We start from the raw sequence: 25270 nt of genomic DNA, 5'->3' as shown, positions 1-25270 counted from the left end.
ATGTCATTCCCCTCGGGTGCCGACGCCGGCGGCGACGCGGTCGAAGGCCTTCATGCGGTCGAGGACGCGATCCGGCGTGGGGTTCTCCATGTGGTCCGCGATCCGGCCGTCGGCCAGGAACACCACGGCGTCCGCGTAGCCGGCCGCGACCGGGTCGTGGGTGACCATCAGGACAGTCTGGTCGAGCTCGTCGACGGCGTCGCGAAGCAGCGCGAGCACCTCGGCGCCGGAGCGCGAGTCGAGGTTGCCGGTCGGCTCGTCGGCCATCACGATCTCGGGCCGCCCGACCAGCGCCCGGGCGACCGCGACGCGCTGCTGCTGCCCGCCGGACAGCTCGCCCGGGCGGTGGTGCAGGCGCTGCTCCAACTCGACCGCGGAGACGACCCGGTCGAGCCAGCCGAGGTCGGGCTTGCGACCGGCGAGGGAGGCCGGCAGCACGATGTTCTCCAGCGCGGTCATCGTGGGCAGCAGGTTGAACGCCTGGAAGACGAAGCCGATCCGGTCCCGGCGCAGTCTGGTGAGTTGACGGTCCGTCAGCGAACCGAGCTCGGTGTCGCCGAGGTAGACCTCGCCCTCGGTCACGTCGTCGAGGCCGGCGAGGCAGTGCAGCAGCGTGGACTTGCCGGACCCCGAGGGGCCCATCACGGCGGTGAACCGGCCGCGGGCGAAGCCGATCGTGACGTCGTCCAGGGCACGGACGGTGGTGTCGCCTTCGCCGTGTACGCGCGAGACGCACACGGTGCGGGCCGCGTAGCGGTCGGTGGGGTCGGTGCTCGTGTTCATGACAATCCTTGTGAGGAGTGCGGAAGGGACGTGGACGTCGATGTGGGCGTGCCGAAGGAACGGATGTGGCCGGGAGGACGGGAAGGGGCCGATCAGCGCGCGACGGCGCGCTCGCGCGCGGGGTCCGCGGGGTCGGTCGCCCGGTCGGTGTCGCGGCGGCGGGTGCGGTCGGCGGCCCCCGGCTTGCGGGTGCGCCGGTTCCCGGAGGGCTTGAAGACGGACAGCGCCGACGCGGCGATCAACGCGAGGATCTGGAAGATCACCGCGGCCAGGTGCCAGGTCTGCAGCGTCGGCAGCGCGTCGGCGTCGCCACCGGGCGCGGCGGCCGACATCAGGCGGTGCACGAACTGGCTGACCACCACGGCGCCGGTGACGATCACCGCGAGCTGCAGCACGATCTTCACCTTGATCCACAGGTGCTGCCACAGCCCCCACGGCGTGTAGAGGCACAGCAGGACACCGGTGATCAGTGACAGCACCGCGAACGGGATGCCGCTGGTGAGGGCGAGCACCCGAATGAGCCGATAGGCGCTGTGCCGCAGGGTCGCGTCATCCGTGGAGCGGGCCACGACGCTCAACAGCATCATCGCCCACTCCAGGCCCAGGAGGCCCACCGCGAAGACCACGTGCCCGGAGTTGACGGCCCTGCGGACCCCTCGCGGGAAGCGACGGGCGGTCGGTGTGGCAGTCGTACTCACGGCGGCCTCCGGAGAAGGAATCGGAACGGGGACGCGTGGCCGGGACGGACGAGCCGGGCGACCACGCCGGCGAGGTGCGGTTCGGAAGTCCGATCCGGTCTCGTCGACGGGTTCAACTCTCTCGATCCCGGGCCCGGCGGGCGTCCGGCCCGGGGAGGCACCGCTCGTGCTGCCCCGGCAGGTCGAAGGGGCCGCCGACCGGGGTTTTCCTGCTCCCTGCGAAGCAGGCGCACGAGCGTGATCTGCTCCCTGGGGAGCAGCCGACGAGCCCTCGGCCGGCCGACGCGCGACGCCCCTCGTGCCACCTACCGTGGTCGTATGAAGTGGCCATCGATTCGATCCGGGGCGCGACGCGTGGTGCACCGCCTCACGCTCACCAACGGTCCCGTGCCGCAGCGCGTGCGCGATGTCGTCGTCGCGCTCGCGGTGTGCGCGTTCACGCTGGGCACGATGTCGTTCGCGGCGAGTCACCAGGCGTCCGGACCGCAACACCTGGACGCGCTCGGCGTGTTCCTGCTCGCGTTCGGCCCGCTGTCGCTGATCGTCCGCCGGCGCTTTCCCGCCGCGGTGCTGCTGACCACGGTCGGCTCGGCGCTGCTCTACACGATGCTCGACTATCCGCGCGGCCCGCTCTTCCTCGCGATGATCATCGCGCTGTTCGGCGCGTTCGCCGCCGGCCTACGCCTGGTGGCGTACGTGGTCCTGGCGATCGGCTACACCGGGTTCGTCTGGATCTCGCCGCTGGTGACCTCCCAGGCGACCAGCGGCCTCGGGCCCGGGCTCGGTCTGGCCGCGTGGCTGCTCGTGCTCGCGGGCATCGGCGAGATGCTCCGGCTGCGCAAGGCGTATCGCGCCGCGGAGGCGCAGCGGGCGCGCGTGCAGTCGCTCGGTCTGGCCGAGGCCGAGCGGCGCCGGGCGGGCGACGAACGGCTGCGGATCGCACGCGAGTTGCACGACGTGCTCGCGCACCACATCTCGCTGATGAACGTGCAGGCGTCGGTGGGCCTGGAGCTCATGGACTCGTCGCCGGAGCAGGCCCGCGAGGCGCTGACCGCGGTCAAGTACGCGAGCCGCGAGGCGCTGGGCGAGCTGCGCTCGGTGTTGGAGATTCTCAAGGGCGATTCGGCCGACCGGTCCGGTCCCGACGGTGCGCCGCGCGCGCCCACGGCGGGCCTGGACCATCTCGACGACCTCATCGCGCGCACGTCGGCCGGCGGTCTGACGGTCCGGGTCGAGCGCGCCGGCACGCCCCGGCCGCTCACCGCGCCGGTGGACCTGGCGGCGTACCGCATCGTGCAGGAGGCCCTGACGAACACGCTGCGGCACGCGGGCGCGAGCGAGGCCGTCGTGCGGGTGGACTACGGCCCGACGGGGTTGGACGTCGCGATCCGCGACAACGGCCACGCCCCGGCCGGCGAACGTCGGCGGGCGCCCGTCGACGTGCTCACCTCCGGTGGCAACGGGCTGCACGGCATGCGGCAGCGGGCCGCGGCGCTGGGCGGGCACTGTGTGGCGGGGCCGGTCCCGGGGCGCGGGTTCCACGTGCAGGCCCACCTCCCCTACGGGGACCGCCCGACCGGGCATGATGACGAGCGGCCGTCGACGCCCGAACCGGCGGCGACCGGCGGCGGAACCACGAAGCCGATCGAGGGGGACGGATGATCAGGTTGGTGTTGGCCGACGATCAGGCGCTGGTGCGCGGCGGGTTTCGGGCGCTGCTGTCCGCGCAGGCCGACATGGAGGTCGTGGGCGAGGCCGGCGACGGGGCCGAGGCCGTCCGGCTGACCCGCGAACTGCGCCCCGACGTCGTGCTGATGGACATCCGCATGCCCGGCGTGGACGGGCTCGAAGCCGCGCGGGTGATCGCGGCGGATTCGGCGCTGACCGAGGTCCGGGTGGTCATCCTGACCACGTTCGACCTCGACGAGTACGTCTTCGAGGCGCTCCGCAACGGCGCGAGCGGCTTCCTGGTCAAGGACACCGAACCGGCCGAACTCCTGCGCGGGGTAAGGGTGGTCGCGGCCGGCGACGCGTTGCTCTCGCCCACCGTGACCCGCCGGCTGATCGAGGAGTACGCGGCGACCGCCACCCGCCGCTCGGCCCCGCCGGACGCCGAACTGGCCCTGCTCACCGAGCGCGAGCGCGAGATCGTGGGCCTGGTCGGCCGCGGCCTGTCCAACGACGAGATCGCCGAGCATCTCGTGCTCAGTCCGCTCACCGCGAAGACGCACGTCAGCCGCGCGATGACCAAGCTCTCGGTGCGCGACCGCGCCCAACTCGTCGTCTTCGCCTACGAGACCGGCCTCGTCACCCCGGGCCGCACCGCGCCCTGAACACGCCCGGACGCGACGGCGTACCGCCACCGCGGAACGGCGAGCGCCGGACCGGCCGACCTTCGGCCCGTCCGGCGCTCGCCTGCGCTCCCGCTCCCGGCGCCCCGCTCCCGGGTCGCCTACTCCTTCGCGCCGACCGCGTCGATCGGGGCCATCCGGAGCAGCCGGCGGGTCATCGGAGCCACCGTCAGCGGGGCCAGGAGCAGCGCCGCGGCGGAGATCGCCAGGCACAGCGGCACCGGCACGTACGGGGTCGTGGTGTCGAACGCGCCCTTGTTGTAGGGCACGAGTGTCGCCATCGTCACCGCCATGCCGAGCCCCAGGCCGATCACGCCGACCATGATCGCCTCCCGCCGGACCACCGAGCGGACCTGAGCACGGGTGCTGCCGATCATCCGCATCAGCCCGAGCTCACGCCCGCGCGCCGCCGTGGTGACCGCCATGGTGTTGATCGCGGCGATCGTGGCGAAGCCCGCGAGGATCACCAGCATGACGTAGTTCAGCCACTTGTTCGTCTCGCGGTCCTTGTCCACCCGCGCGGCGTATCCGGACCGGTCCGTGACCGAAGCCCCCGGATGACGCTGCGTCAGCTTCGTCAGCGCCGCCCCGGTGCCCGCCCGGTCCGCACCGTCGGCGAACCGCACCAGCAGCCGGCTGTCGAACGCCGCCTCCACGTGTCCTTCCACCGCGGCCCGCGGCAGCGTCACGGTCGCGGTGCCGAGTCCGCGCTCGTAGATCGCGACCACGACCGGATTGATCGGGGTCCCGTCCCCGAGCCACATCGACACCGGCTTGCCGACCTTCGCGTCCAGCGCCGAGGCCGTCTGCTTGTCCAACGCGACCGCACCGCCCTCGGGCTGCGGCGCGCCGAGCCGCAGTGCGTCCGTGCCGCCCTCGCGCACCCCCAGGTCCAGGACGGTGGCGAGGTCCTCGGTCGTGCCGCCGACCCCCTGCGCGCTCTGCGCGAGCAGGCTGTCGTCCCGGACCACCACGACCGACGTGTTCAGCACCGACGTCACCGACGCGACGCCGGGGACGCGGGCCACCGCCTCCGTGGTCTGGGCGGCGAAGCCGGGCCCGGCCAGCACCCGGTCGGCGGTGACCGCGGCGCGGGACTGCTCCAGCGCGTGGTGGTCGTCGGCCGCGAACATGAAGCTCAACGTCGCGGCGAACGCGACCGCCAACGCGATCGGTGTGATCGCCGAGGCGAGCCGCCGCGAGTTGGCCCTCGCGTTGTCGAACGCGAGCTGCCCGGTGGTTCCGAACAGGCTCCCGATCCACCCGATCACCGACACGAACAGGTGCGCCAGTAGCGGCCCGAGCAGCCCGATGGCGACCATGAACAGCATGATCGTGCCGCCCGCCGCGCCCACCGCGTCGTCGCCGGTCGCGTTCATGGCGAACCGCGTCAGGAGGCTCGCGCCGACGAGCGCGCCGAGCCCGAGCACGAGCCGGATCCAGCCGACGAACACGCGCTCGCTCGCCGCGTCCCCGAGCGCCTCGGTGGGCCGGATCTTCGCGCTGCGCCGGGCCGCGAGCAGCCCCGCGAACAGCGCGGTGAGCACGCCCGACCCGACCGCGATCAGCATCGGGATCGGGCCGACCGACAGCTCGACGCCGTGCGCGATCAGCCCGCGATCGTCCATCCCGTCGAACCACCACCGGGCGAGCAGCGCCCCCGGCAGCGCCCCGAGCAGGCCCGCGACCAGCGCCACGAGCCCGGTCTCGGTCGCGATCATCCGGCGGATCTGCCACGGCGTCGCGCCGACCGCCCGCAGCAGCGCGATGTCGCGGCGCCGCTGGTGGACCGACAGCGCGGTCGCGCCCGCGACCACGAAGATCGCCACCGAGAGCACGATCCCGCCCAGGCTGCCGCCGATGGCGGTGAGCATCTCCTTCGTGGCGCCGAGGTCGGTGTACTCGACCGCGCCCCGGTCGTCCCCGGTGGACACCCGGGCGCCGGTACCGCCGAGCGCGGCCCGCACGTCCCGGGCGACCTTCCCGGTGTCCGCGCCCGCCGCCGGCATGACGCCGATCGCGGTCACTCGGCCGGGGTGCCCGGCCAGCCGCCCGGCGTCCGCGTCGGCGACGTACAGGTGCGCGCCGGCTCCCGGCAGCACCGCGGCCAGCCGCAACGCGACCTCGCCGCCGGGCGTGGTCACCCGCATCGTGTCGCCGACCTTGGCCGATCCCGCCGCGGCCGTGGTCAGCACGGCCTCGCCCGGGCCGGGAGCGGTTCCCCCGCGTGTGCCCGCCAGCGTTGCCGAGGACCAGCCGTGCCCGTCCACCACGCCGTGGTCGGTCTGCGCCGGGAAGGTCAGGTCGGGGATGACCGAGGCCACCCCGGGCACGGCCGCGACGCGGGCCGCGAGCGCCGCGTCGATCCGGGTCCGCTCCGGCAGCGGCAGCCGCTCGGTGTGCGCGTCGTCACCGCTCCCGAGCCGCTTGCTCACCTTGTCCGGCCCGCTGACCAGGACCGGGGTGTCGGCGTACCGGTCCGGCTCCGCGTCCGCGCGAAGGCCGCTCTCCATGAAGACGCCGCACATCGTGACCAGCATCGCCGCGAACAGCAGGGCCACGAACGAGCCCGCGAACGACGCGGGTCGAAAGCGCACGGAGGTGCGCGCGAGTCCGTTGGGTCGAAGGAGGGACATCAGGCCGCCTGCCTCTGCCGCGTCGTGATCTGCGAGAGGTCGACCATCCGGGCCGCGACCGCCTCGGGCGTGGGCCGGTACAGCTCGCCCGCGAGGTGCCCCTCGGCGAGGAAGACCACGCGGTCCGCGTACGAGGCCGCGACCGGGTCGTGGGTGACCATGACGATCGTCGCGCCGGTGGTGTCCACGGCCGACCGGAGCAGCGCGAGCACCTCGGCGGCGGTCGTGGTGTCGAGCGCCCCGGTCGGCTCGTCGGCGAACAGCACGTCGGGCCGGGTGACCAGCGCGCGGGCGATCGCCACGCGCTGCTGCTGACCACCGGACAACTGGGCGGGCCGGCGCCGGGCGTGCCGGTCCAGACCGACCATCGCGAGCACCTCGGCGGCCCGCCGGCTCGGTGCCCGCTCGCCGGCCAGGCGCAGCGGGAGCAGCACGTTCTTCTCGACGGTGAGCGAGGGCAGCAGGTTGAAGGCCTGGAAGACGAAGCCGAGCCGGGTCCGGCGCAGCCGGGTGAGCTCGTTCTCCTTCATCGCGGTCAGGTCGTCGGTGCCGAGCAACACCCGCCCGCCGTCCGGCCGGTCCAGGCCGGCGGCGCAGTGCAGGAACGTGCTCTTGCCGGACCCGGACGGGCCCATCACGGCGGTGAACGTGCCCTTGGGGATCGCCAGGTCGATACCGCGCAGCGCGTGCACGGCCGAACTGCCGCGCCCGTACACCTTGGTCACACCGTCGAGGCGCACGGCGCAGTCGACGGACGCGGGCGCCCCCTGGTGCAGGGGGTGCGCGACGTCCTGCTGCTTTCCCCGTCGTGCACCACGACTGCCTCGCCCGAACATGCCGCCTCCTGCGTTTCGCACACCTGGTGAAACCAACAGGTTCGACGCTACGGAGAGAGGGGTGTCCGGCACGAGGGTGCGACCACGGGGATCGGCGGTGGGGGCAGCCCCACCCTGTACCGGGGACCGGAGCCGCGGTACCGGGACGCTTGGGCGGTGCGTCGAGGCACCATGCCGGAGGCCGAGACTCGGTGGAGTTTCCGGCCGCGGCACCCCACGGCACGGCGCTCAGGCGACGGGGCGCGCGGCCGGCTTCGCCCGGTTCGGCACCACGAACGTGACGCCGAGCGCCACGATCGCGGCGACGGCCGCGCACACGAAGGTGAGCACGAACCCGCGCTCGGCGGGCAGCCCGCCGGGGCCGGGGTTGGCGGTGAGCAGCGTCGTGGAGATCGCGCTCGCGCAGGACATGCCGACGGTGCGCGCGATCGTGTTGATGCCGGTCGCGATGCCGGTCTGCTCGACCGGCACGGAGCCGACGATGAGGTTGGCCATCGCGGACATCGCGAGCCCCATGCCGATGCCGAACACGAACAACGCGGCCAGGATGTGCCATCCGCTCGTGTGCGCGATCGCGAGGAACGTGAAGCCCGCGGCCATCAGCACACACCCGGCGACCATCGCCATCTTCGAACCGAAGCGCTTGTCGATCACGCCCGCCATCGGGCCGATCAGCAGCATCGCGAACGCCTGCGGCAGCACGTACAGGCCGGAGACCGTCACGCTGGTCCCGAAGCCGTAGCCGGTGCTCTCCGGCATCTGGAGAAAGCGCGGGACGAGCAGCATGCCGGCCATCATCGAGAAGCCCACGAGCAGGCCGCCGAGGTTGGTCGCCCACACCCCGCGAAGCCGCATCACCCGCATGTCCACGAGCGGTTCGGCCGCGCGCGACTCGGCGAACACCCACAGCCCGAGGAAGAGCAACCCGGCGACGAACAGTCCGACGATCCTGGTCGAACCCCAGCCCCAGGACTCGCCCTTGCTCAGCGCGAGCAGGACGCCGACCAGGCCGAGCGACAACAACGCGCCGCCGAGCCAGTGGATCCTCGTCTTCACCCGGACCGGCGAGTCGGGGATCAGGAACCACGACGCGGTCGCGGTGACCGCGCACACGATCATCGGGATCCAGAACAGCCAGTGGTACGACAGGTGATCCATGATCGGACCGGTCACCACGATGCCTATGCCGCCGCCGATGCCCATGATCGCGGACATCAGGCCGATCGCCCCGGCCCGGCGCTCCGGTGGGAACTCGTCCCGCACGATGCCGAACGACAGCGGGAAGACCGCGCCGCCGAAGCCCTGGATCACCCGGCCGATGATCATCAGACCCACCGAGTCGGCCAGCGCGCAGACCAGTGACCCGACCGCGAGCATGGCGATGGTGAACACGAACAGGCGCTTCTTGCCGTACATGTCGCCAAGCCGCCCGAGGATGGGCGTGGTCACCGAAGCACACAGCAGGTAGCCGGTCATCAGCCACGAGGTCGCGTCGGCGGTCGCGCCGATCTCCGTCTGGATCTGCGGGAGCGCCGGCGCCAGCATCGACTGGAGCAGTGAGTAGGTCAGCGCGCCCATGATCAGGACGAGCAGGACGAACCCCGTCCGGGACCCGCCTGCGGGGGCGGTCGCGACGGAGGTTGCGGTGGAGGCGGGCGGGACAGTGGCGGACGGCGCCTGCTGCGCGCTCTTCAAAACTGGTTCCTTACGTGTACGGGACACCGACACGGACGAACGATGACCCGCGACAGAGCTCATGGTTGGGTGTATCAACCGACTTTAAGCGTCCTCCGAACACTTGATCACCACCCCGGGGGGCCGGGGGGTAAATTCCGCGCAAGAATTCGGGGCGCAGAACTCGTCAATACGCAGGAAACACGGGCAAAACTTCACGACCACGACGTGTGTCAAGATCGATCTGACGCATCGTCACTTCCTGGGAGGGCAACCCCGTGGCGGATCGAGAGCCCGAACTGCGCATCACCCACATTTCCGAGACCCCGTGGCACGAGGTCAAGGCCCAGTCGCACGGCGGCCGGCGCACGTCGGTTTGGGAGAAATTCCTGGAGTGGTCCCCCGAGCGACTGGTCATCTACGCCCGCTACGACGCGGGCGTGGTGGTCGAGCGACACGGTCACATGTCCGAGCACTACGTCTTCGTCCTCGACGGCGAGGTGCTGATCGGCGACCGCCCGTGCCCGACCGGCACCCACATCACGCTCGAACAGGGCGCCGCGTTCGGCCCGTTGATCGCCGGGCCCGAGGGCGCGACCCTGTACGAGGTGATGTGCGGCGACCCGCGCGCGGTGCCCGCCGACCGCGAGGGCTTCGAGCGCCTGTGCGCCGAACGCGACATCACCCCGCTCCCGAACCCACCCGTCCCATGGCCCGACTGGCTGGCCGCCCGCACCGACGGAAACCCGGGCGGCACCGCCGACCCGCAATAGCGGACCGCCCCGGGCCACCCGAGTCGGATTGGCCCTTGTCCCACGCCGAGGCCGGGCCCCTAGGGTCGACACATGGACATGGACTCGCACCTGGACCCGGCCCGAGCCCGCTCGCGGTGGAGCGTGGAACCCGGCTGGCTCAACACCGCGAGCCACGGCATGCCGCCCGACACCGCGTACGCGGCCATGACGGCCGCCCAGGAGGCGTGGCGGCTCGGCCGCTCCGACATGGACGCGTGGCAGGCCGCCGGCGAGCGCGCGCGAGCCTGCTTCGCACGCCTCGTCGGCGCCCCGGTCGACGCCGTGATGGCCGGCCAGACCGCCTCGGGCCTGCTCGCACCGTTCGCCGCCGCGCTGCCCCCGGGCGCGCGCGTGCTCGTCCCCGACATCGAGTTCACCTCGAATCTCTTCCCCTGGCTGGTCCAGGAGGCCCGCGGCGTCGAGGTCGTCACCGTCCCTGCGGCCAAGCTCGCCACGGCGATCGACGAGCGCACCACCGCCGTCGCGTTCAGCCTCGTCCAGTCCTCGGACGGCTCGATCGCCCCCGAAGCGGACATCGTCGCGGCGGCGCGAGCACACGGCGCGGCCGTCTTCGTGGACGGCACCCAGGCCTGCGGCTGGCTCCCGATCGACGCGACGCGCTACGACCTCTTCGTGGTCAGCGCGTACAAGTGGCTGATGGCCCCCCGCGGCGCGGCCTACGGCTACGTGGCCCCCGAACAGGCCGAGCGCACCCTCCCCCACGCCGCGAACTGGTACGCCGGCGCGCCCGGCGCGGACGCCTACTACGGCCCCCCGCTGCGCCTGGCCGAGACGGCCCGCCGCTTCGACACCTCCCCCGCCTGGTTCTGCCAGGTCGGCGCGGCCCCCGCCCTGGACCTGGTCGAGCGGATCGGCGTCGAGCGGATCCACACCCACAACGTCACCCTCGCCAACCGCTTCCTGACCGGCCTGGGCCTGCCCCCCACCGACAGCGCGATCGTCTCGGTCGACGCGCCACAGGCCAAGGCGCGCCTGGACGCCGCCGGCATCCGCGCCTCGGTCCGAGCCGGGCGAGTGCGCCTGGCCTTCCACCTGTACAACACCACCGCGGACGCCGACGCCGCGATCGCCGCGCTGACCGCCTGACCCCCGTCCTCAGTCGAGCAGCGCCCCCGCCAGCGACCGCCAGTCGTCCGTCGGGACCTCGCCCATCGACTCGCCCAGCACCTGCACGCACACGTGGTCCGCGCCGGCCGCCAGCTGTGCCTCCACGCCCGCGCGGACCGCCGTCTCGTCGCCCGACACCACCAGCCGGTCCACCAACCGCTCGCTGCCGCCGGCGGCGAAGTCGTCCTCGGTCAGGCCGAGCCGCAGCCAGTTGTTGCGGTAGTTCGGCAGGCCCATGTACAGCTTCAGGTGCTCCCGGCCCCGGCGCAGGACCGTCTCGCGGTCGGTCCCGAGGACGACGGCCTGCTCCACCGCGAGCAGGCGGTCCGCGCCCAGGGCCGCCCTGGCCTCGGCGGTGTGCTCGGGGGTGACCAGATACGTGTGCGCCCCCTCGGCCCGCTCGCGGGCGAGGTCGAGCATGCGCGGGCCCAGCGCCGCGAGTACGCGCGCGGGGCGCGGGGTGTCGGCGGCGGCCGCGAGGTACAGCGCGGAGTCCATCGCGTCGAGGTAGCCCCGCATGTGCGCGAGCGGCTTCTCGTACGTGCGCCCGCCCGGCCGCAGTCCCTCCACGAGCGGGCCGTGGCTGACCCCCAGGCCGGTCAGGAAGCGTCCGGGGTACGCGTCGTGCACGGTTCGCGCCGCCGCGTTGGCGGCCATCGCGTCCCGGGCCCACACGTTGGCGATGCCGGTCGCGGCGGCGATCCGCGGCGCGGCGCCCAGGACCAGCATCGCCTGCGTGAACGCCTCCCGGCCCACGGTCTCGCCCCACCACAGCGCGCCGTAGCCGAGTTCGTCGAGTTCGGCCACCACCTCGCGCAGCCGGGACACGGGCATGAAGTCGAGCGTGGCGGTCCACAGGCCGATCCGGCCGAGGTCGGGGACGGGCTGGTGGGTGCCGGCCGGTGTGGTCATGGTGCGCTCCCGGGTTCTGTAACGCTGTGACAATCGGTTCGGGCAAACCCTAACGCGCGGAGAATGGACCGTCCGCGTTTCCATGGGCCGTCCTTGGTTTCCGCGGGAACCGTGGACGCGGAATCATGGTCCTGCCCCCCACAAGCCGTTTGCCGGATCCGTCGGAGAGATCGTGCAGAGTCCGCTGTTCAACCACGCAGTGACCCAGTCCGCAGAGCGCTACAGCCTGCAGAACGCGCACATGCTCCGGGTCCTCCTGTCCCCCGAGGTCGGCACCGAGGTGCTGGCCCGCAAGGGGGCGATGGTGGCCTACCAGGGCAACGTGCAGTTCGAGGGCGCGTTCCAGAGCGCGGCCGAGCTGCGCACCGGAGCGCTGACCGGCGACATGCTGGACCTGATGCGGTGCCACGGGCACGGCACGGTCTACCTCGCCAACCAGGCGCAGAGCATCCACATCCTGAATCTGCACAACGACGCGCTGATCATCGAGGACGAGAACGTCCTGGCCCTCGACAACACGTTGAACTGGGGCGTCGTCCAGATCGACGCGGGCTACAACGTCGGTGGCATGGGCGCCTATTCGATGCAGATCGGCGGGACCGGTCGGATCGCGATCACCACGTCGGGCGCGCCGCTCGTGCTGCGCGCGTCGTCGGACCGCGAGGTGTTCGCGGACGCCGACGCCGTGATCGCGTGGACGGCCGGACTGCGCACCAGCCTGCAGGCGCAGACCACGTCGCAGCGGGTCTGGCGGCGGCGCCGGCAGAGCGGCGAGGGCTGGACGATCGCCTTCATGGGCGAGGGCTACGTGGTGGTCCAGCCGAGCGAGGTGCTGCCGGTGAACACGATCGCGGCGCAGGGCAACCGGTTCGGGATGGGCCGCGACGGCTTCCAGGGCAACACGTGGGGCGGGCCCGGCGGTCCGCACGGCACGCCCCCGCCCGGCCCCTACGGCCCGGGGCCGCAGGGCCCGCCGGGTCCGCCGGGTCCCCATGGCCCCCAGGGCCCGTACGGCCCGCCGCCGGGGCCGTACGGCCCACGCTGATCGAGCGATCCGACCCGAGGGCTCGCCCCGGCCCGGCTCAGGCCCGCGTCCGCCGCCGCGGCACGCGAGCCGACTGAACGGTGTCGAGGACGCCCGGTTCGTCCGGACGTGGCACGCACGTCGTGTCCCGGTCGAACTCGTAACGCGTCTCGGGGGAAGCCTGCTCGGTCATCGTGGCGACTCCGCGGTGCTCGGCCGACGTGCCCATCGGCTTGGCACAGTCACAGATACGAGCCGCCGTCCTCCGTCGCCGGCATTGCCTCCTGTGGGGCACCGAACCCCTGGTTCGGCGCGCCGAGCATCTGCTGCGGCGCCCCGTCGGCGCCCTGACGCAGCATCAGGGTCAGCCGGATCCCGCCCCAAAGCCCTTCCAGCCAGCCGATCAACTGGGCCTGCACTATCCGCAGTTCGGCCAGGCTCGGGGTCTGGATGCCGGCGAACGGCTCGGTGAGGCGCTCCAGTTCCTCGTACAGGTCGGGGGCCAGCGAGCGTCGCAACTCGGGCAGCGAACGCTCGTAGACGACCCGCACACGATCGCGGCCGGGTTCGTCCAACGGCGCGTCGCGCAGTTCCTCCAACAGGTGGCGGATCATCTCGGCGACACGCATGACGCGGTCGGGGGCCGGGACCAGCTCACCGATCGGACGCTGGTCGTCTCCTTCGCGGGCGGTGGTGACAATCGGTTCGACCATGGGCCGCGCCTACCCTGCGCTCGACTGCGGAAAACGCGGCGGCGGTCAGCTCCGCGCCCGTTCGGTCGGCGGATTCGGCGGCCCGGACGGGTCCGGACCGGCCGACCGCACCGGCTCCTCGGGCTCCTCGGGCACCGGGTGCGCCCGCCCCGCCTCGGCCTCGGCGGGCCCCTCGGGCGCCGGGTGATCGGGCGGCGCGTCCCCTCGCGGGGGCACCCCGGGCGACGGCGCCGCGGGCGCCGGCTCCACCGGCGTCGGCACGTCGGCGGCCCGCTCGGCCCGCCCCCGCGCCTTGGCGGCCCGGAGCACCACGATCACACACGCGAGGAACGCCAGGTATGCGGCCACTCCTACCGCCAACCAGGTCCACACATCCCTCTCCCCACGTCAGGTTGCTCACCAAGAGCAATCAACCGAAATCTACCCGTAAGCGAGGCTCGCCCAACACGTCTGGTGGGTCCACCTCGTGCGGATTCCGTGGAGATGCTGCGAAGGGTCGCCCCGGCCTGACGAGGCATCAACACCGCGCACCGAAAGGACGCTCGGCGACCGAGCGCAGTTCCCACGAACGCGCGGCCTGTTCCGACCACGCGCCCTTCGGCCGTCGCCTCACCCTGCCCCATCCGAGCCGAACGACACCGGACGACACCGGATGCTTGCGAACGACTGTCTTCCGATATATCGTTGAGCCATCGCGAACGATCGCGATGCTTACTGGAAGATCGTCATCATGATGATCACCGGGAAATCACAGGCAGCAAAAAACACCAAGGAGAAACCTCATGCACCGCAAAGGACGCCCCGCCTGGGGCGATGAACGACAGAACCGTCCGGCCTTCGGGCCGTGGGGCCCGCCCGGCCCCGGCCCGTGGGGACGCGGGCACGGCCACGGCGGGCGCGGCGGACCGGAAGGGCGCGGCCGAGGCCGCGGGCGTGGTCGCGCCCGGCGCGGCGACGTCAGGGCCTCGATCCTGGCCCTGCTCACCGAACGGCCGATGCACGGCTACGAGATGATCCAGGAGATCGGCGAGCGCACCGGCGGCGTGTGGAAGCCCAGCCCCGGCTCGGTCTACCCGACCCTCCAGCTCCTGGAGGACGAGGGCGTGCTCGAAGGCGTCGAGGGCAGCGGCCGCAAGCTGTTCACCCTCACCGACGCCGGCCGCGAGGAGGCCGCGCGGATCCCCGAGGGCACCAAGCCCTGGGACGAGGCGAGCCGCGGCGTCGACTTCGAGGCGGTCCACGACCTGCGCTCGGCGATGCACGGCATCGGCGACGCGCTGCGCCAGCTGATGATGAACGGCACCGAGGCGCAGCGGGCCAAGGCCCTCGAGGTCGTCACGGACACCCGCAAGCGGCTCTACCTGATCCTGGCCGAAGCCGACTGATGTCGCCCGGCCCGCACAGCGATCGCAGCGTCCGGTGCGGGGCACCCGCCCCGCACCGGAACCGCGATCGACCCGCCGGGACCCGGCGCCGCCCGCACGGCGGCACCCGGCGCGCTCACCAGGGCGCGACCCGGTAATCCTTCAGAAAGCACCCGAACAACGGCTCTCCGCCCTCCCCGCGCACGACGGGGTCGTACACCCGGGCCGCGCCGTCGACGATGTCGAGCGGCGTGCGGAACCCGTGCGCCGCGACCCGCTCCTTGTCGGGATGCGGCTTCTCGTCGGTGATCCAGCCGGTGTCGACACTCGTCATGTACACGCCGTGCGCGGCCAGGTCCGCCGCACTCGTCCGGGTGAGCATGTTCAGCGCGGCCTTGGCCATGTTGGTGTGCGGGTGCCCCGGCGCCTTGTACTCGCGCCCGAACTGGCCCTCCACCGCCGACACGTTCACGATGTACCGCCGCTCGTGCCCCGACCGGCGCAGCAGCGGCAACAATCGGCTGACCAGGACGAACGGCGCCGTCACGTTGACGAGTTGGACCTCCAGGAGCTCCACCGGATCCACCTCGTCGACCCGCTTGGACCACGAGTTGGTCGGGGCCCGATCGGGCACCAGACCGGCCGCGGTCAGCGCCGGCACGAGTGCGGTGGAGACCGGGTCGGAGCCGGCGGCCGGCGGCTCGCCGAGGGCGACGTCGAACGCCCCCGGGCCGAGCGCGGCCCGCTCCGCCGCGAGCAGCGGCGCGTACGCCGCGGCGGGGCGCCGGATCGTCTGCGCCGCGTTGTTGACCAGGATGTCGAGCGGGCGCCCCTCCTCGACGAGTCGATCGCACCACGCGACGAGGCCGCCGAGGTCGCGCAGGTCGATCGGGTGCACCCGCAGGCGATGCGCCCACTCGTCGTGGTCGGGGGCCGCGGCGAAGCGCTCGTGCGTGTCGTGCGGGAAGCGCGAGGTCACGATCACCTCCGCGCCGTCGCGCAGGAGTTTGAGCACGAGCTCGTAGCCGATCTTGACCCGGCCGCCGGTGACCAGCGCCAGCCGCCCCGTCAGATCGGTGCGGGCGCGCCGGCGTTGCCGGTTCTCCACGGCGCACGGCGGGCACAGCAGGTGATAGAAGCCGTCCACCCGCCGGTAGGGCAGTTTGCAGACGTAGCAGCGCAGGCCCGCCTCGACCACCCCGACGCACGAGGGCAGTCCCGCGTCGTCGAGCGGGAGGTCCTCGACCCGATCCGCCGCGCCCGTCGCGGTGCGCTCGGTCACCTCCTGCCGCTGCCGCGACCGCAGCTCGCGCCGCTCGGCCCGGCGCCGATGTCGCCCGGAGCGGACGAAGGACGCGAGCACCTGCTCGATCCGCCGCCGCTCGGGGGCGTCCGGCGCGAGGTCGGACAGCGCGCCGAGCACGGCGAGGCACTCCTCGAGGGACGGGGGTCGGGGCAGTGTGTCCGAGTCGGTCATGGCGGTGTTCCCCCCGAGGACGTGCGGCGATCGTGACGGCGAACCCTATGGCTCCGCGGGATCCGCGAAGCGGGCGTCACCGGGCTCACCGGAGGAGGCCATCGGAATTCGCTCCCTTCGCGGATGCGGACCGGTACGGACGGGCGCCGACGGATGCCGGAAGTGTCGTCGGCGCGACTTGCCGACGGCGCTCAGGCTAGCGACGCGCCGACCCGCCGGTCATCGGCTTTTCCGGCCGGTCCGGCGGTCAGCGCGAGGACTAGTGCCGCGCCCGGCAACGTTTGCCCCGTCGCGGTGTTCGGTGCGGTTCCTTGGCGTGCCGCCGGAACGTTCTCGTACTGGAGTACTTGGACGTTTCGGCGGTGCGTCGAGGGGCCGTGCCCTGCGCCGCGACGGGGCAAACGTTGCCGGGCGCGGCACTAGTAGTCCGTCGCAGCTAATTCTTGGGATAGAGGTGGCGCAGTTTGATGCGTGCGTCGTGGGTGGTGAACTGCCAGTCCACCTGACGTTGGTCGGTGTTGGTGGCGTTCTGCCAGGCGGAGAGTTCGGTGTTGAGGATGTCGAGGTCGCCGATCCGGCGGTCGAGACATTGCCGGGTCAGCGCGGAGAGTTCGATCTCGGCGATGTTGAGCCATGACCCGTGTTTGGGTGTGTGGTGGATCTTGAGGCGTTGGGCCAGTGCGAAGGCCTCTTCCGGGTCGAATGCCTCGTACAGTGAGGCGATGCCGTGGGTGTTGAGGTTGTCCATCACCAGCACCACGGCCTCGGCGTCGGGGTAATCCACGCTCAGCAGGTGCTTGACCTGGCCGGCCCAGTCGATCCGGGTCCGCTGGGACAGTGCCTGAACTCGGCGCCACCCGCGCAGGGGTTCGACCCACATGAAGATCGAGCACGTGCCGCGGCGGATGTACTCGCTGTCCTGGCGGGCGTCGTGACCCGGGCGGGCCGGAAGCGGGTCGCGGGCATGGTCGAGGAGCTGGTAGGGCTTCTCGTCCATGCACACCACCGGACGTGCCGGGTCATAGGGCCGGGCGTAGACGGCCAGTACGTCTTCCATCCGGGCCGCGAACTCCGCGTTCGCTCGTGGTGGGATGGTCCAGCACTTCTTCAGATGAGGACGCAGTTCCGTTTTTTTAAGACCCGTCCGATGGTGGAGTGGTCCAGATCGGGGATGTCCTCGACCAGCGCGACGTGCTTCTCCAGCAGCCGCAGCGACCACCGGGCATGGCCCTGGGGTGGCTGTGAGCACGCCATCGCGATCAGCCGGGCTTCGACCTCACCGGTCACCGGCGAGGGCACCGGCGGGAGGTCGCGCTTCTTCCGCGCGATCGTGGCGTGAACATCGCCACCGGTCTCGGCGAAACGCTTGGCGACCAGCCGCAATGTCTCACCGGAGACGCCGAGCCGGGCCGCGATCACCTCCTTGGGATCCGCCTCACCCACCGAGGCATCCAGCGCAAGCAGCACCCGCGCGCGCATGATCATCGAGGCCCCACGAACACCCGTCGTGGTCACCCGGACCAACTCCTCGCGATCCTGCGCGGTCAACCTGACCGGCCGCTTTTTCTGCGAACCCATGACAACAGTCCCGTCTGGCAAAGGGGAAGGAATCTGCCAGACACCAACCTCCCAACCAGACACGCCATATCTAAGCAGCGACACGCTACTAGCGGCCGTCCACCACCGCGCGCAGCAGGTCGAGTTCGGACACCGAGCCGGGTGCCCCGCCGACCGCCACCAGTCGGTTCGCCGAGCGTTGCAATTCGGCGTTGACCGGGGTCGGTACACCGTGCAGGCGGCCGATCCGGACGATCTCGCCGTTGAGGTAGTCGGTCTCGATCCCGCCGGTCTGCCGGTACAGGCTCTGCCACGACGAGCCGCCGGGGCGACGCTCGCCGCCCACGGGGCGTACCTGTACGAGCGCGCTCGTCGGTGCGAACGCGGCGTGGATGCCCGCCGAGAACAGCACCGTGCGGGCCTCGTCCATCGCGAGCCGGTCCAGGTTCCCGCCGCGCGCGCTGGGTCCGCACAGCGCCTCGACCGCGTTGCCGAGGTTGGTGACGAGCTTGCCGTACTTGTACGCGGTGATGTCCGCGCGCACCTCGGAGCCGTAGCCGGCGCCGGACAGGACACGTGACACCTGGGCCGAGAACGCGTCGCGACCGTGCGGGTAGCGGCCGATGTCGAGGACCCCGGCCACCGGCGACGAGTACGCGCGCACGACGCCCGGTTCGAGGTAGGCGGTGGGGCAGGCGACGAGGACGCCGTACACGTTCGCGAACAGACGCAGCGCCATGTCCTCGTTGGCCACGCCGTTCTGCGCGCAGACGATCGGGACGGCGGAGTCGGCGTGCCGGGCGAGCCCGCGCAGTGCCTCGGCGGTGTCGTGCGACTTGACGCAGAGCACGACCGCGTCCACGTCGGCCCAGTCCAGCAGCGGCTCCAGCTCGGCGACCTCGCTCACCGCGGGAATCCGTACGACGTCCGCGCCGTCCGGGGACTCGACCCGCAGACCGTGCTCCCGGATGGCCTCGACGTGGTCGGGTCGCCCCACCAGGTGCACGTCGTGCCCCGCCTGCGAGAGGCGAGCGCCGAGGACGCTGCCGACTGCCCCGGCCCCCAGGACTACAAAGCGCATGGCCGATCCCTCCCCGACGCGAGGCCCCATCCAAACACGTCCCGGCACCGTCGTGGGGTCCACGGGCCCACCGGTTTTCGGGCCCGCGCGAGAGTCCCCGAACGGGTTCCGGGGGCACATCGGGGAAGGCACCGCGAACCGGACTCGAACAGATTCGAACAACGCTCGAACACCCGCCCGCGTGCCGCCTGTTCCGCCCCTCGTTCACACCGCTCGTCCACACCGCGCCACACCGCACCACACAGCACCGTGCGGCACCACACCGCGCCGGCCTGACCGAGGCGATCGCGGTCACGGGGACACGCGTGCGGCGTTCCCGGACCGGGGCGGGTGGGTCCGACCGATCCGGGTCAGGCGGAGGTCCAGGCGGGCACGTAGCCGGCCGCGCGGGAGCCCGTACCGGTGGCCGCCCGCCGGGCCGCGGGCACGTGCTGGATCGAGGTGTGCGCCTCGCCGTCGACGACGGTGCGACCGCCGCGCGGCTCGAACCCGCGCCGGATGAACCAGTCGGCGCTGCGCGCGTACACGTCGGAGATCACCGGACGCGCGCCCGCGATCACCAGCGCGTGCCCGAGCAGGAACGTGGCGTGCCCCTGCCGGCGATACGACAGCAGCGTGCACACGCGTCCCATCCGCAGCACCCCGTCACCCTCGGCGGTCAGCCGCATGGTCGAGACGGTGACACCTTCGTGTTCGGCCCACAGGTGTGTCGTACCGGGCTCGATGTCGCGCCCGTCGGGATCGAGCCAGGGCTGCCGGCGTGCGACGACGAAGACCGTGCTGCGCAGCGTCAGCAGCCGGTACAGACTCACGGCGTCGATTTCGCCCGCTGTTCCGTAGAAGTACGACACGTCCATTGCGGCAGCGTGGCACCCCGCATGCGCCGTCCGGGCGACCCGGATGTGCTCTCCGGGGAACGTCCGGATGAACTTTTGGCTACCGTCTGCCGCACGGTGATTCCGTGTCCCGAGCACGTATCGGCCCGGTACCGACCCCCCGTGCCGACTACGTGCCGAGGCCGCACGTGGCAAATATCCCACTGCGTACGCCGCCTCCGGCGTGGAACACTCCCAAGGGTCGCCCGCCCACCGTGTGCACGAGGACGCGCGGGCGATTGCCCTGCGAGGAGGAGATATCCAGGTGAGCGTCGAAGAGTTGTCGCATCGACAGAATCGTCCGCTGCCCGAGCTGCGCCAGTCGGGCAAGCTCGCGGACGTCTGTTACGACATCCGCGGACCGGTTCTCGACGAGGCGAAACGCCTCGAGGACGAGGGTCACCGCATCCTCAAGTTGAACATCGGCAACCCCGCGCCGTTCGGCTTCGAGGCACCCGACGAGATCCTGCACGACATGATCCGCAACCTGCCGGCCGCGCAGGGCTACTGCGACTCGAAGGGCCTGCTCACGGCCCGCCGGGCGGTCGTCCAGCACTACCAGACGCGCGGCATCGAGGGCGTCGACGTCGACGACGTCTACATCGGCAACGGCGTGTCCGAGCTGATCGTGATGTCGCTCCAGGCGCTGTTGAACAACGGCGACGAGGTGCTCGTGCCGATGCCGGACTACCCGCTGTGGACAGCCGCGGTGAGCCTGTCCGGCGGCACGCCCGTGCACTACCTGTGCGACGAGGGCGCCGACTGGTATCCCGACCTCGACGACATCGCGGCCAAGATCACCGACCGCACTCGCGCGATCGTGGTGATCAACCCGAACAACCCGACCGGTTCGGTCTACCCGCAGGCGATCCTCGAAGGCATCGTCGACCTCGCCCGGCGACACGGTCTCCTCCTCCTCGCCGACGAGATCTACGACAAGATCCTCTACGACGACGCCGTGCACGTACCGCTGGCCTCGCTCGCGCCCGACCTGCTGTGCCTGACCTTCAACGGCCTGTCCAAGGCGTATCGGGTGGCCGGCTTCCGCTCCGGCTGGCTGATGTTGTCCGGGCCCAAGCGGCACGCGTCGAGCTACATCGAGGGCCTGAACATCCTGGCCAACATGCGCCTGTGCGCGAACGTGCCCTCGCAGCACGCGATCGCCACCGCGCTCGGCGGCTACCAGAGCATCAACGACCTGATCCTGCCCGGCGGCCGGCTGCACGAGCAGCGCGACGCCGCGTACGAGGCGCTGATCTCGATCCCCGGCGTGACCTGCGTCAAGCCCAAGGGCGCGCTCTACGCGTTCCCGCGGATCGATCCGGACGTCTGCAAGATCCTCGACGACGAGAAGTTCGTCTTCGACCTGCTCCAGAGCCAGCGGATCCTGGTCGTGCAGGGCACCGGGTTCAACTGGCACCAGCCGGACCACTTCCGTGTCGTGACGCTCCCCCAGGTCGACGACCTGACCGACGCGATCGGCCGGATCGGCGAGTTCATCGGGTCCTACGGCCAGTAGAAGGCCCGCACCTGCTCCACCCCGACGATCCCGGCGCCGCCCGCGCACCCGGCGGCGCCGGGATCGTCGTACTCAGGCCAGGAGCCGGCGCACCGTCAGCTTCTTGACCCGCGGGACCACCAGTTCACCGAACGCGGCGGTCTGCTCCAGGTACTGCGCGCGCGTCGTGGCCGGCAGCGTCAGGGTCACCCCGGTGACTCCCGCCTCGGCCTGTTCGGTCAGGTCCGCGACGATCGCCTCGTGGTCGATGCCGTCGCCGTCGAACATGCTCATCCCGCGCGGCATGAAGGTGACGTCGATCGGATCGGTGCGGCCGACCGAGGCGGCGTACTCGCGGGCGTAGTCGAGCCGCGCCCCGAGGTCGGCCAGCGTCTCCAGGCCCGGTGTCTTGAGGTACTTGGACGCGCCGGCCGGGGCCGGCATCGGCAGCCAGCCGTCGCACAGGTCCACGACCCGGCGGATGGCGCGCTTGCTGTTGCCGCCCACCCACACCGGGATCCGCGCCTGCGCCGGGCGCGGCCGCATCGTGTTGCCGGCCACGCTCTCACCGGTCCAGGCCGCACGCATCGCCCGCAGCGCGTCGTCCAGGACGTCGTTGCGGTTGGCGTAGTCGGCGCCCAGGGCCGCGAACTCGGGCTCCAGGTAGCCCGCGCCCACGCCCAGGATCACCCGGCCGCCGGACAGCGCGTCGAGCGAGGAGATCATCTTCGCCGACAGGTACGGGTTCCGATACGCCGGCACGAACAGGTTCGTGTGCAGGCGCAGCCCGGTCGTGGCGGCCGCCGCGAAGGACAGCGTGACCATCGGGTCGAGCGTGTGGTGGCCACCGTGGGCCAGCCACTGGTCGCCGGGGAACGGGTGGTCGGTGGTGAAGACCGCGTCGAACCCGGCGGACTCGGCCGCGCGGGACATCTCCATCACGGCCTCGGCGCTGATCAGATCGGCGCCGGCCTCGACCAGGTGCGTGGGCAGTCCGAGCGAAAGGAACATGGCGGCAACGTAGCAGCGACCTGACGCATCGTCAGTAACCGCTGCCACAACGGTCCGCCACCCGTTCAGCCGCTGTAGGTGGTCTTCGGCGGCGTGCCCGTGCCGAGTGCCGCGCGGAACCAGCGGTCGTACATCCGCTGCCAGGTCCCGTCGGACTTCATCCGCTCGATCGTCGCGTTCAGGAACCGGACGAAATCGGTTTCGCCCTTGGGCACCGCGATCGCGCTCACCTCGTTCAGGTCGCTCTCGCCCACCATCTTGAGCAGCGGGTCCTGTTCGGCCAGGCCGGCCAGCAGCGCGGCGTTGGTGTGCACCGCGGCGACCCGGCCCTCCTGGAGCGCGACCAGGCAGTCGGTCCGGTCCGCCACCTCGTACACGCGGGCCTTCGACTCGGCTACCCGACGCTCGGGGGTGGTGTTCTTGGACACGCACACGTACTGGCCCGCGAGGTCCTCCAGGGACTTCACCGGCGAGTTCTTCGGGACCAGCAGGCGGAGCGAGTCCTCCAGATATCCGCTGGAGAAGTCCACCTGCTGCCAGCGGTCGCACGTGATGGTCAGCGTGTGCACGACCATGTCCACCTTGCGGTTCACCAACACGTCCAGCCGCTGCCCGGGCGGGATCACCCGCAGCCGGACCCGGTTCGGGTCGCCGAAGATCGCTTCGGCCACCTCGCGGGCGACGTCTATGTCGAAGCCCTCCAAGACCCGGGTGTCGGGGTTGGGCGCGGAGAACATCCGGGTGTTCTGGTCCACGCCGACCTCGAGGAAGCCGCGGTTCTGGATCGCCCGCATGGTCGTGCCCTCGGGCATCGCGCCCGCCTTGGGCAGCGTGGACGGGGTGAGGTTGCGCCTCGGGTCGCACGGCGGTGTCACGGGCGGAGGCACCAGCACCGGGTCGGGCACGCCGACCTCCAGCGGCGCGCGCGGACTCGGCGGCGGGTCGGCCGCACCGGCGCCCGTCCCCGCTCCCGACCCGCACCCGGCGAGCACCAGCACTGTCCCGAGAATCGCCGCCCGAAGCGGCATTGCGTCAGATCTCATTGGCCACACACGTTGCAGCATCTCAGCAAGCCCGTTCGAACAAACGAGGGCGTTCCCTCACACGTTTCGACGGGCCGCCCGCGGCATGATCCGGCCGCGGAACGGATACCGTGACCACCGCGACGTGGTCCGCCGGGGCTGTGGGTAGCGTGACCGCACTCGATCATCGCGACGCGCTCCGTCGACGGAAGGACATTCCCCATGCGCCCCCAGACGTTCGCCGACCTGAACGGTCCGGCCGCGGCCACATTCGACGAGGTGCTCCGCCGCAACCCCGGCGAGCCCGAGTTCCACCAGGCCGTGCACGAGGTACTGGAAAGCCTCGCCGCGGCGCTGGACAGGCGCCCCGAACTCGCCGACGCGGCACTGCTGGAGCGGCTGGTGGAGCCCGAACGCCAGCTGATGTTCCGCGTCCCGTGGACCGACGACGCCGGTCGGGTGCAAGTCAACCGCGGCTTCCGGGTCGAGTTCAACGGCGCGCTCGGCCCGTACAAGGGCGGACTGCGGTTCCACCCCTCGGTGAACCTGAGCGTGGTCAAGTTCCTCGGCTTCGAACAGATCTTCAAGAACGCCCTCACCGGCCTCGGCATCGGCGGCGGCAAGGGCGGCTCGGACTTCGACCCGAAGGGTCGTTCCGAGGCCGAGGTGATGCGGTTCTGCCAGTCGTTCATGACCGAGCTGTACCGGCATCTGGGCGAGCACACCGACGTCCCGGCCGGTGACATCGGGGTCGGCGGGCGCGAGATCGGCTACCTGTTCGGCCAGTACCGGCGCATCACCAACCGCTACGAGGCGGGCGTGCTCACCGGCAAGGGCCTCGGCTGGGGCGGATCGCAGGTGCGCACCGAGGCGACCGGTTACGGCTGCGTGTACTTCCTGGCCGAGATGCTGCGGGCGCGCGGCGACGACCTCGTGGATCGGCGTGCGGTGGTGTCGGGTTCGGGCAACGTGTCGATCTTCGCGATCGAGAAGGCCCGCGAGCTCGGCGCGCGCGTGGTGGCCTGCTCGGACTCCTCCGGCTACATCGTCGACGACAAGGGCATCGACCTCGAACTGCTGAAGGAGATCAAGCTGGGCCGGCGCGGCCGGATCGCGGACTACGCCGGGCGGGTCGCACACGCGCGCTACGTCGCGGGCGGCTCGGTCTGGGAGGTCCCGTGCGACGTCGCGCTGCCGTGCGCGACGCAGAACGAGCTCGACGGCCCCGCCGCCGCACACCTGGTCAAGCACGGTCTGGTGGCGGTCGCGGAGGGCGCCAACATGCCGTGCACGCCGGACGCGGTACGGGTGTTCCGCGCCGCGGGCGTGCCGTTCGCGCCGGGCAAGGCGGCGAACGCGGGCGGCGTGGCCACCTCCGCGCTGGAGATGGCGCAGAACGCGGCCCGCACGTCGTGGACCTTCGCCGACACGGACGCCAAGCTCGGCGCGATCATGCGCGACATCCACGCGACGTGCCTGGAGACCGCGGCCGAGCACGGCAGCGAGGGCGACTACGTCCTGGGCGCCAACATCGCCGGCTTCCTGCGCGTCGCCGAGGCGATGACCGCGTTCGGCGTGGTGTAGCCGCCCCGGACAACCGATGCCGCCGCCCGGCCGACCCCGTCGGCCGGGCGGCGGCATCGGGGGCCGTCCGCGAACCGCACGAAAACCGTTGGCATCCGCCTCGGATCCGCTGTTACGTTTCAAAGGTCCGGCCGGAAGACGGTCGGACGCCCGCACTTGGCTCCCCACCCCCCGGAAGGTGTCTATGACCCGGCCCGCGCCGAGCGCGCCTCGTACGACCGCGGCCGGATCCGGATCAGGGGACTCCCCCGA

At 71.7% G+C, this 25270-nt stretch carries 23 protein-coding genes; 8 read left to right on the top strand and 15 right to left on the bottom strand.

What is annotated here, in order from left to right; all coding sequences use genetic code 11:
• Positions 1-3: 3 nt before the first annotated feature.
• Both OG928_RS31130 and OG928_RS31125 read right to left on the bottom strand, forming a co-directional pair.
• The gene (locus tag OG928_RS31130; RefSeq protein WP_406289945.1) at positions 4-783 is read right to left on the bottom strand and encodes an ABC transporter ATP-binding protein; all 780 of its coding nucleotides are present in this window, start codon (positions 781-783) and stop codon (positions 4-6) included.
• A gap of 92 nt (positions 784-875) precedes the next feature.
• The gene (locus OG928_RS31125) at positions 876-1481 is read right to left on the bottom strand and encodes a DUF2269 family protein (RefSeq protein WP_406289943.1); all 606 of its coding nucleotides are present in this window, start codon (positions 1479-1481) and stop codon (positions 876-878) included.
• Between the two features lie 354 nt (positions 1482-1835).
• Between OG928_RS31125 and OG928_RS31120 the strand changes: the two genes are divergently transcribed.
• Together OG928_RS31120 and OG928_RS31115 are read left to right on the top strand one after the other, a co-directional pair.
• On the top strand, positions 1836-3143 hold the full coding sequence (locus OG928_RS31120) for a sensor histidine kinase (RefSeq protein WP_406289940.1): 1308 nt from the start codon (positions 1836-1838) through the stop codon (positions 3141-3143).
• Positions 3140-3814, top strand: coding sequence for a response regulator (locus OG928_RS31115; RefSeq protein ID WP_406289938.1), 675 nt, complete (start codon positions 3140-3142; stop codon positions 3812-3814). Before OG928_RS31120 ends, OG928_RS31115 begins: the two co-directional genes overlap by 4 nt.
• Before the next feature lie 119 nt (positions 3815-3933).
• Here the strand turns inward: OG928_RS31115 and OG928_RS31110 are convergent, their stop codons facing one another.
• From OG928_RS31110 to OG928_RS31100, 3 genes are all read right to left on the bottom strand, one after another.
• Positions 3934-6468, bottom strand: a complete 2535-nt coding sequence (locus tag OG928_RS31110) for an FtsX-like permease family protein (RefSeq protein WP_406289935.1) — start codon at positions 6466-6468, stop codon at positions 3934-3936.
• The gene (locus tag OG928_RS31105; protein WP_406289933.1) at positions 6468-7304 is read right to left on the bottom strand and encodes an ABC transporter ATP-binding protein; all 837 of its coding nucleotides are present in this window, start codon (positions 7302-7304) and stop codon (positions 6468-6470) included. The genes OG928_RS31110 and OG928_RS31105 overlap by 1 nt, the downstream gene beginning before the upstream one ends.
• A 228-nt stretch (positions 7305-7532) precedes the next feature.
• Positions 7533-8999: an MFS transporter gene (locus tag OG928_RS31100; RefSeq protein ID WP_406289930.1), complete on the bottom strand. Its 1467-nt coding sequence runs from the start codon at positions 8997-8999 to the stop codon at positions 7533-7535.
• A gap of 257 nt (positions 9000-9256) precedes the next feature.
• Here OG928_RS31100 and OG928_RS31095 point away from each other — a divergent pair, with 257 nt between their 5' ends.
• Positions 9257-9751 (top strand): hypothetical protein, encoded by a 495-nt coding sequence (locus OG928_RS31095; protein WP_406289929.1) that lies wholly within the window; start codon positions 9257-9259, stop codon positions 9749-9751.
• 72 nt (positions 9752-9823) lie between these two features.
• A complete protein-coding gene (locus tag OG928_RS31090; protein WP_406289927.1) occupies positions 9824-10879 on the top strand; it encodes an aminotransferase class V-fold PLP-dependent enzyme in 1056 nt (351 codons plus the stop codon).
• Positions 10880-10888: 9 nt separating this feature from the next.
• Here the strand turns inward: OG928_RS31090 and OG928_RS31085 are convergent, their stop codons facing one another.
• Positions 10889-11812, bottom strand: a complete 924-nt coding sequence (locus tag OG928_RS31085) for an LLM class F420-dependent oxidoreductase (RefSeq protein ID WP_406289925.1) — start codon at positions 11810-11812, stop codon at positions 10889-10891.
• 172 nt (positions 11813-11984) lie between these two features.
• On the opposite strand from OG928_RS31085, the gene OG928_RS31080 reads away from it, so the two are divergent.
• Positions 11985-12857 carry an AIM24 family protein gene (locus OG928_RS31080; protein WP_406289923.1) on the top strand — a complete coding sequence of 291 codons (873 nt, stop codon included), beginning with the start codon at positions 11985-11987 and terminating at the stop codon, positions 12855-12857.
• A gap of 221 nt (positions 12858-13078) precedes the next feature.
• On the opposite strand, the gene OG928_RS31075 is transcribed toward OG928_RS31080, so the two are convergent.
• Together OG928_RS31075 and OG928_RS31070 are read right to left on the bottom strand one after the other, a co-directional pair.
• Positions 13079-13549, bottom strand: coding sequence for a proteasome activator (locus tag OG928_RS31075; RefSeq protein WP_406289920.1), 471 nt, complete (start codon positions 13547-13549; stop codon positions 13079-13081).
• Positions 13550-13594: 45 nt separating this feature from the next.
• A complete protein-coding gene (locus OG928_RS31070) occupies positions 13595-13921 on the bottom strand; it encodes a hypothetical protein (RefSeq protein ID WP_406289917.1) in 327 nt (108 codons plus the stop codon).
• 410 nt (positions 13922-14331) lie between these two features.
• Here OG928_RS31070 and OG928_RS31065 point away from each other — a divergent pair, with 410 nt between their 5' ends.
• On the top strand, positions 14332-14934 hold the full coding sequence (locus OG928_RS31065) for a PadR family transcriptional regulator (protein WP_406289915.1): 603 nt from the start codon (positions 14332-14334) through the stop codon (positions 14932-14934).
• Between the two features lie 115 nt (positions 14935-15049).
• Here OG928_RS31065 and OG928_RS31060 read toward each other — a convergent pair whose 3' ends face one another.
• The 5 genes from OG928_RS31060 to OG928_RS31040 all read right to left on the bottom strand — a co-directional run bounded on the left by OG928_RS31060 (position 15050) and on the right by OG928_RS31040 (position 19885).
• On the bottom strand, positions 15050-16390 hold the full coding sequence (locus OG928_RS31060; RefSeq protein WP_406289912.1) for an SDR family NAD(P)-dependent oxidoreductase: 1341 nt from the start codon (positions 16388-16390) through the stop codon (positions 15050-15052).
• A 436-nt stretch (positions 16391-16826) separates the two neighbouring features.
• Positions 16827-17609 (bottom strand): IS630 family transposase, encoded by a 783-nt coding sequence (locus OG928_RS31055; protein ID WP_406286313.1) that lies wholly within the window; start codon positions 17607-17609, stop codon positions 16827-16829.
• Positions 17498-17968 (bottom strand): helix-turn-helix domain-containing protein, encoded by a 471-nt coding sequence (locus tag OG928_RS31050; protein ID WP_406286316.1) that lies wholly within the window; start codon positions 17966-17968, stop codon positions 17498-17500. Before OG928_RS31050 ends, OG928_RS31055 begins: the two co-directional genes overlap by 112 nt.
• Positions 17969-18056: 88 nt before the next feature.
• A complete protein-coding gene (locus tag OG928_RS31045) occupies positions 18057-19028 on the bottom strand; it encodes a ketopantoate reductase family protein (protein WP_406289910.1) in 972 nt (323 codons plus the stop codon).
• A 350-nt stretch (positions 19029-19378) separates the two neighbouring features.
• Entirely contained in the window at positions 19379-19885 is a 507-nt protein-coding gene (locus OG928_RS31040; RefSeq protein WP_406289908.1) for a GNAT family N-acetyltransferase, read from the bottom strand.
• Positions 19886-20207: 322 nt separating this feature from the next.
• Between OG928_RS31040 and OG928_RS31035 the strand changes: the two genes are divergently transcribed.
• On the top strand, positions 20208-21422 hold the full coding sequence (locus OG928_RS31035; protein WP_406291312.1) for a pyridoxal phosphate-dependent aminotransferase: 1215 nt from the start codon (positions 20208-20210) through the stop codon (positions 21420-21422).
• Positions 21423-21494: 72 nt separating this feature from the next.
• Here OG928_RS31035 and OG928_RS31030 read toward each other — a convergent pair whose 3' ends face one another.
• Together OG928_RS31030 and OG928_RS31025 are read right to left on the bottom strand one after the other, a co-directional pair.
• Entirely contained in the window at positions 21495-22412 is a 918-nt protein-coding gene (locus OG928_RS31030; protein ID WP_406289906.1) for a TIGR03619 family F420-dependent LLM class oxidoreductase, read from the bottom strand.
• A gap of 65 nt (positions 22413-22477) precedes the next feature.
• Positions 22478-23455 carry a glutamate ABC transporter substrate-binding protein gene (locus OG928_RS31025; RefSeq protein WP_406289904.1) on the bottom strand — a complete coding sequence of 326 codons (978 nt, stop codon included), beginning with the start codon at positions 23453-23455 and terminating at the stop codon, positions 22478-22480.
• A gap of 201 nt (positions 23456-23656) precedes the next feature.
• Between OG928_RS31025 and gdhA the strand changes: the two genes are divergently transcribed.
• A complete protein-coding gene (gdhA, locus tag OG928_RS31020; protein WP_406289902.1) occupies positions 23657-25018 on the top strand; it encodes an NADP-specific glutamate dehydrogenase in 1362 nt (453 codons plus the stop codon).
• Positions 25019-25270: the final 252 nt, after the last annotated feature.

Origin of the sequence: Embleya sp. NBC_00896, assembly GCF_045207785.1 — a bacterium.
Taxonomy (GTDB): Bacteria; Actinomycetota; Actinomycetes; order Streptomycetales; family Streptomycetaceae; genus Embleya.
The sequence above is the reverse complement of the archived record's forward strand: the minus strand, read 5'-3'. Positions and strand labels throughout refer to the sequence as shown.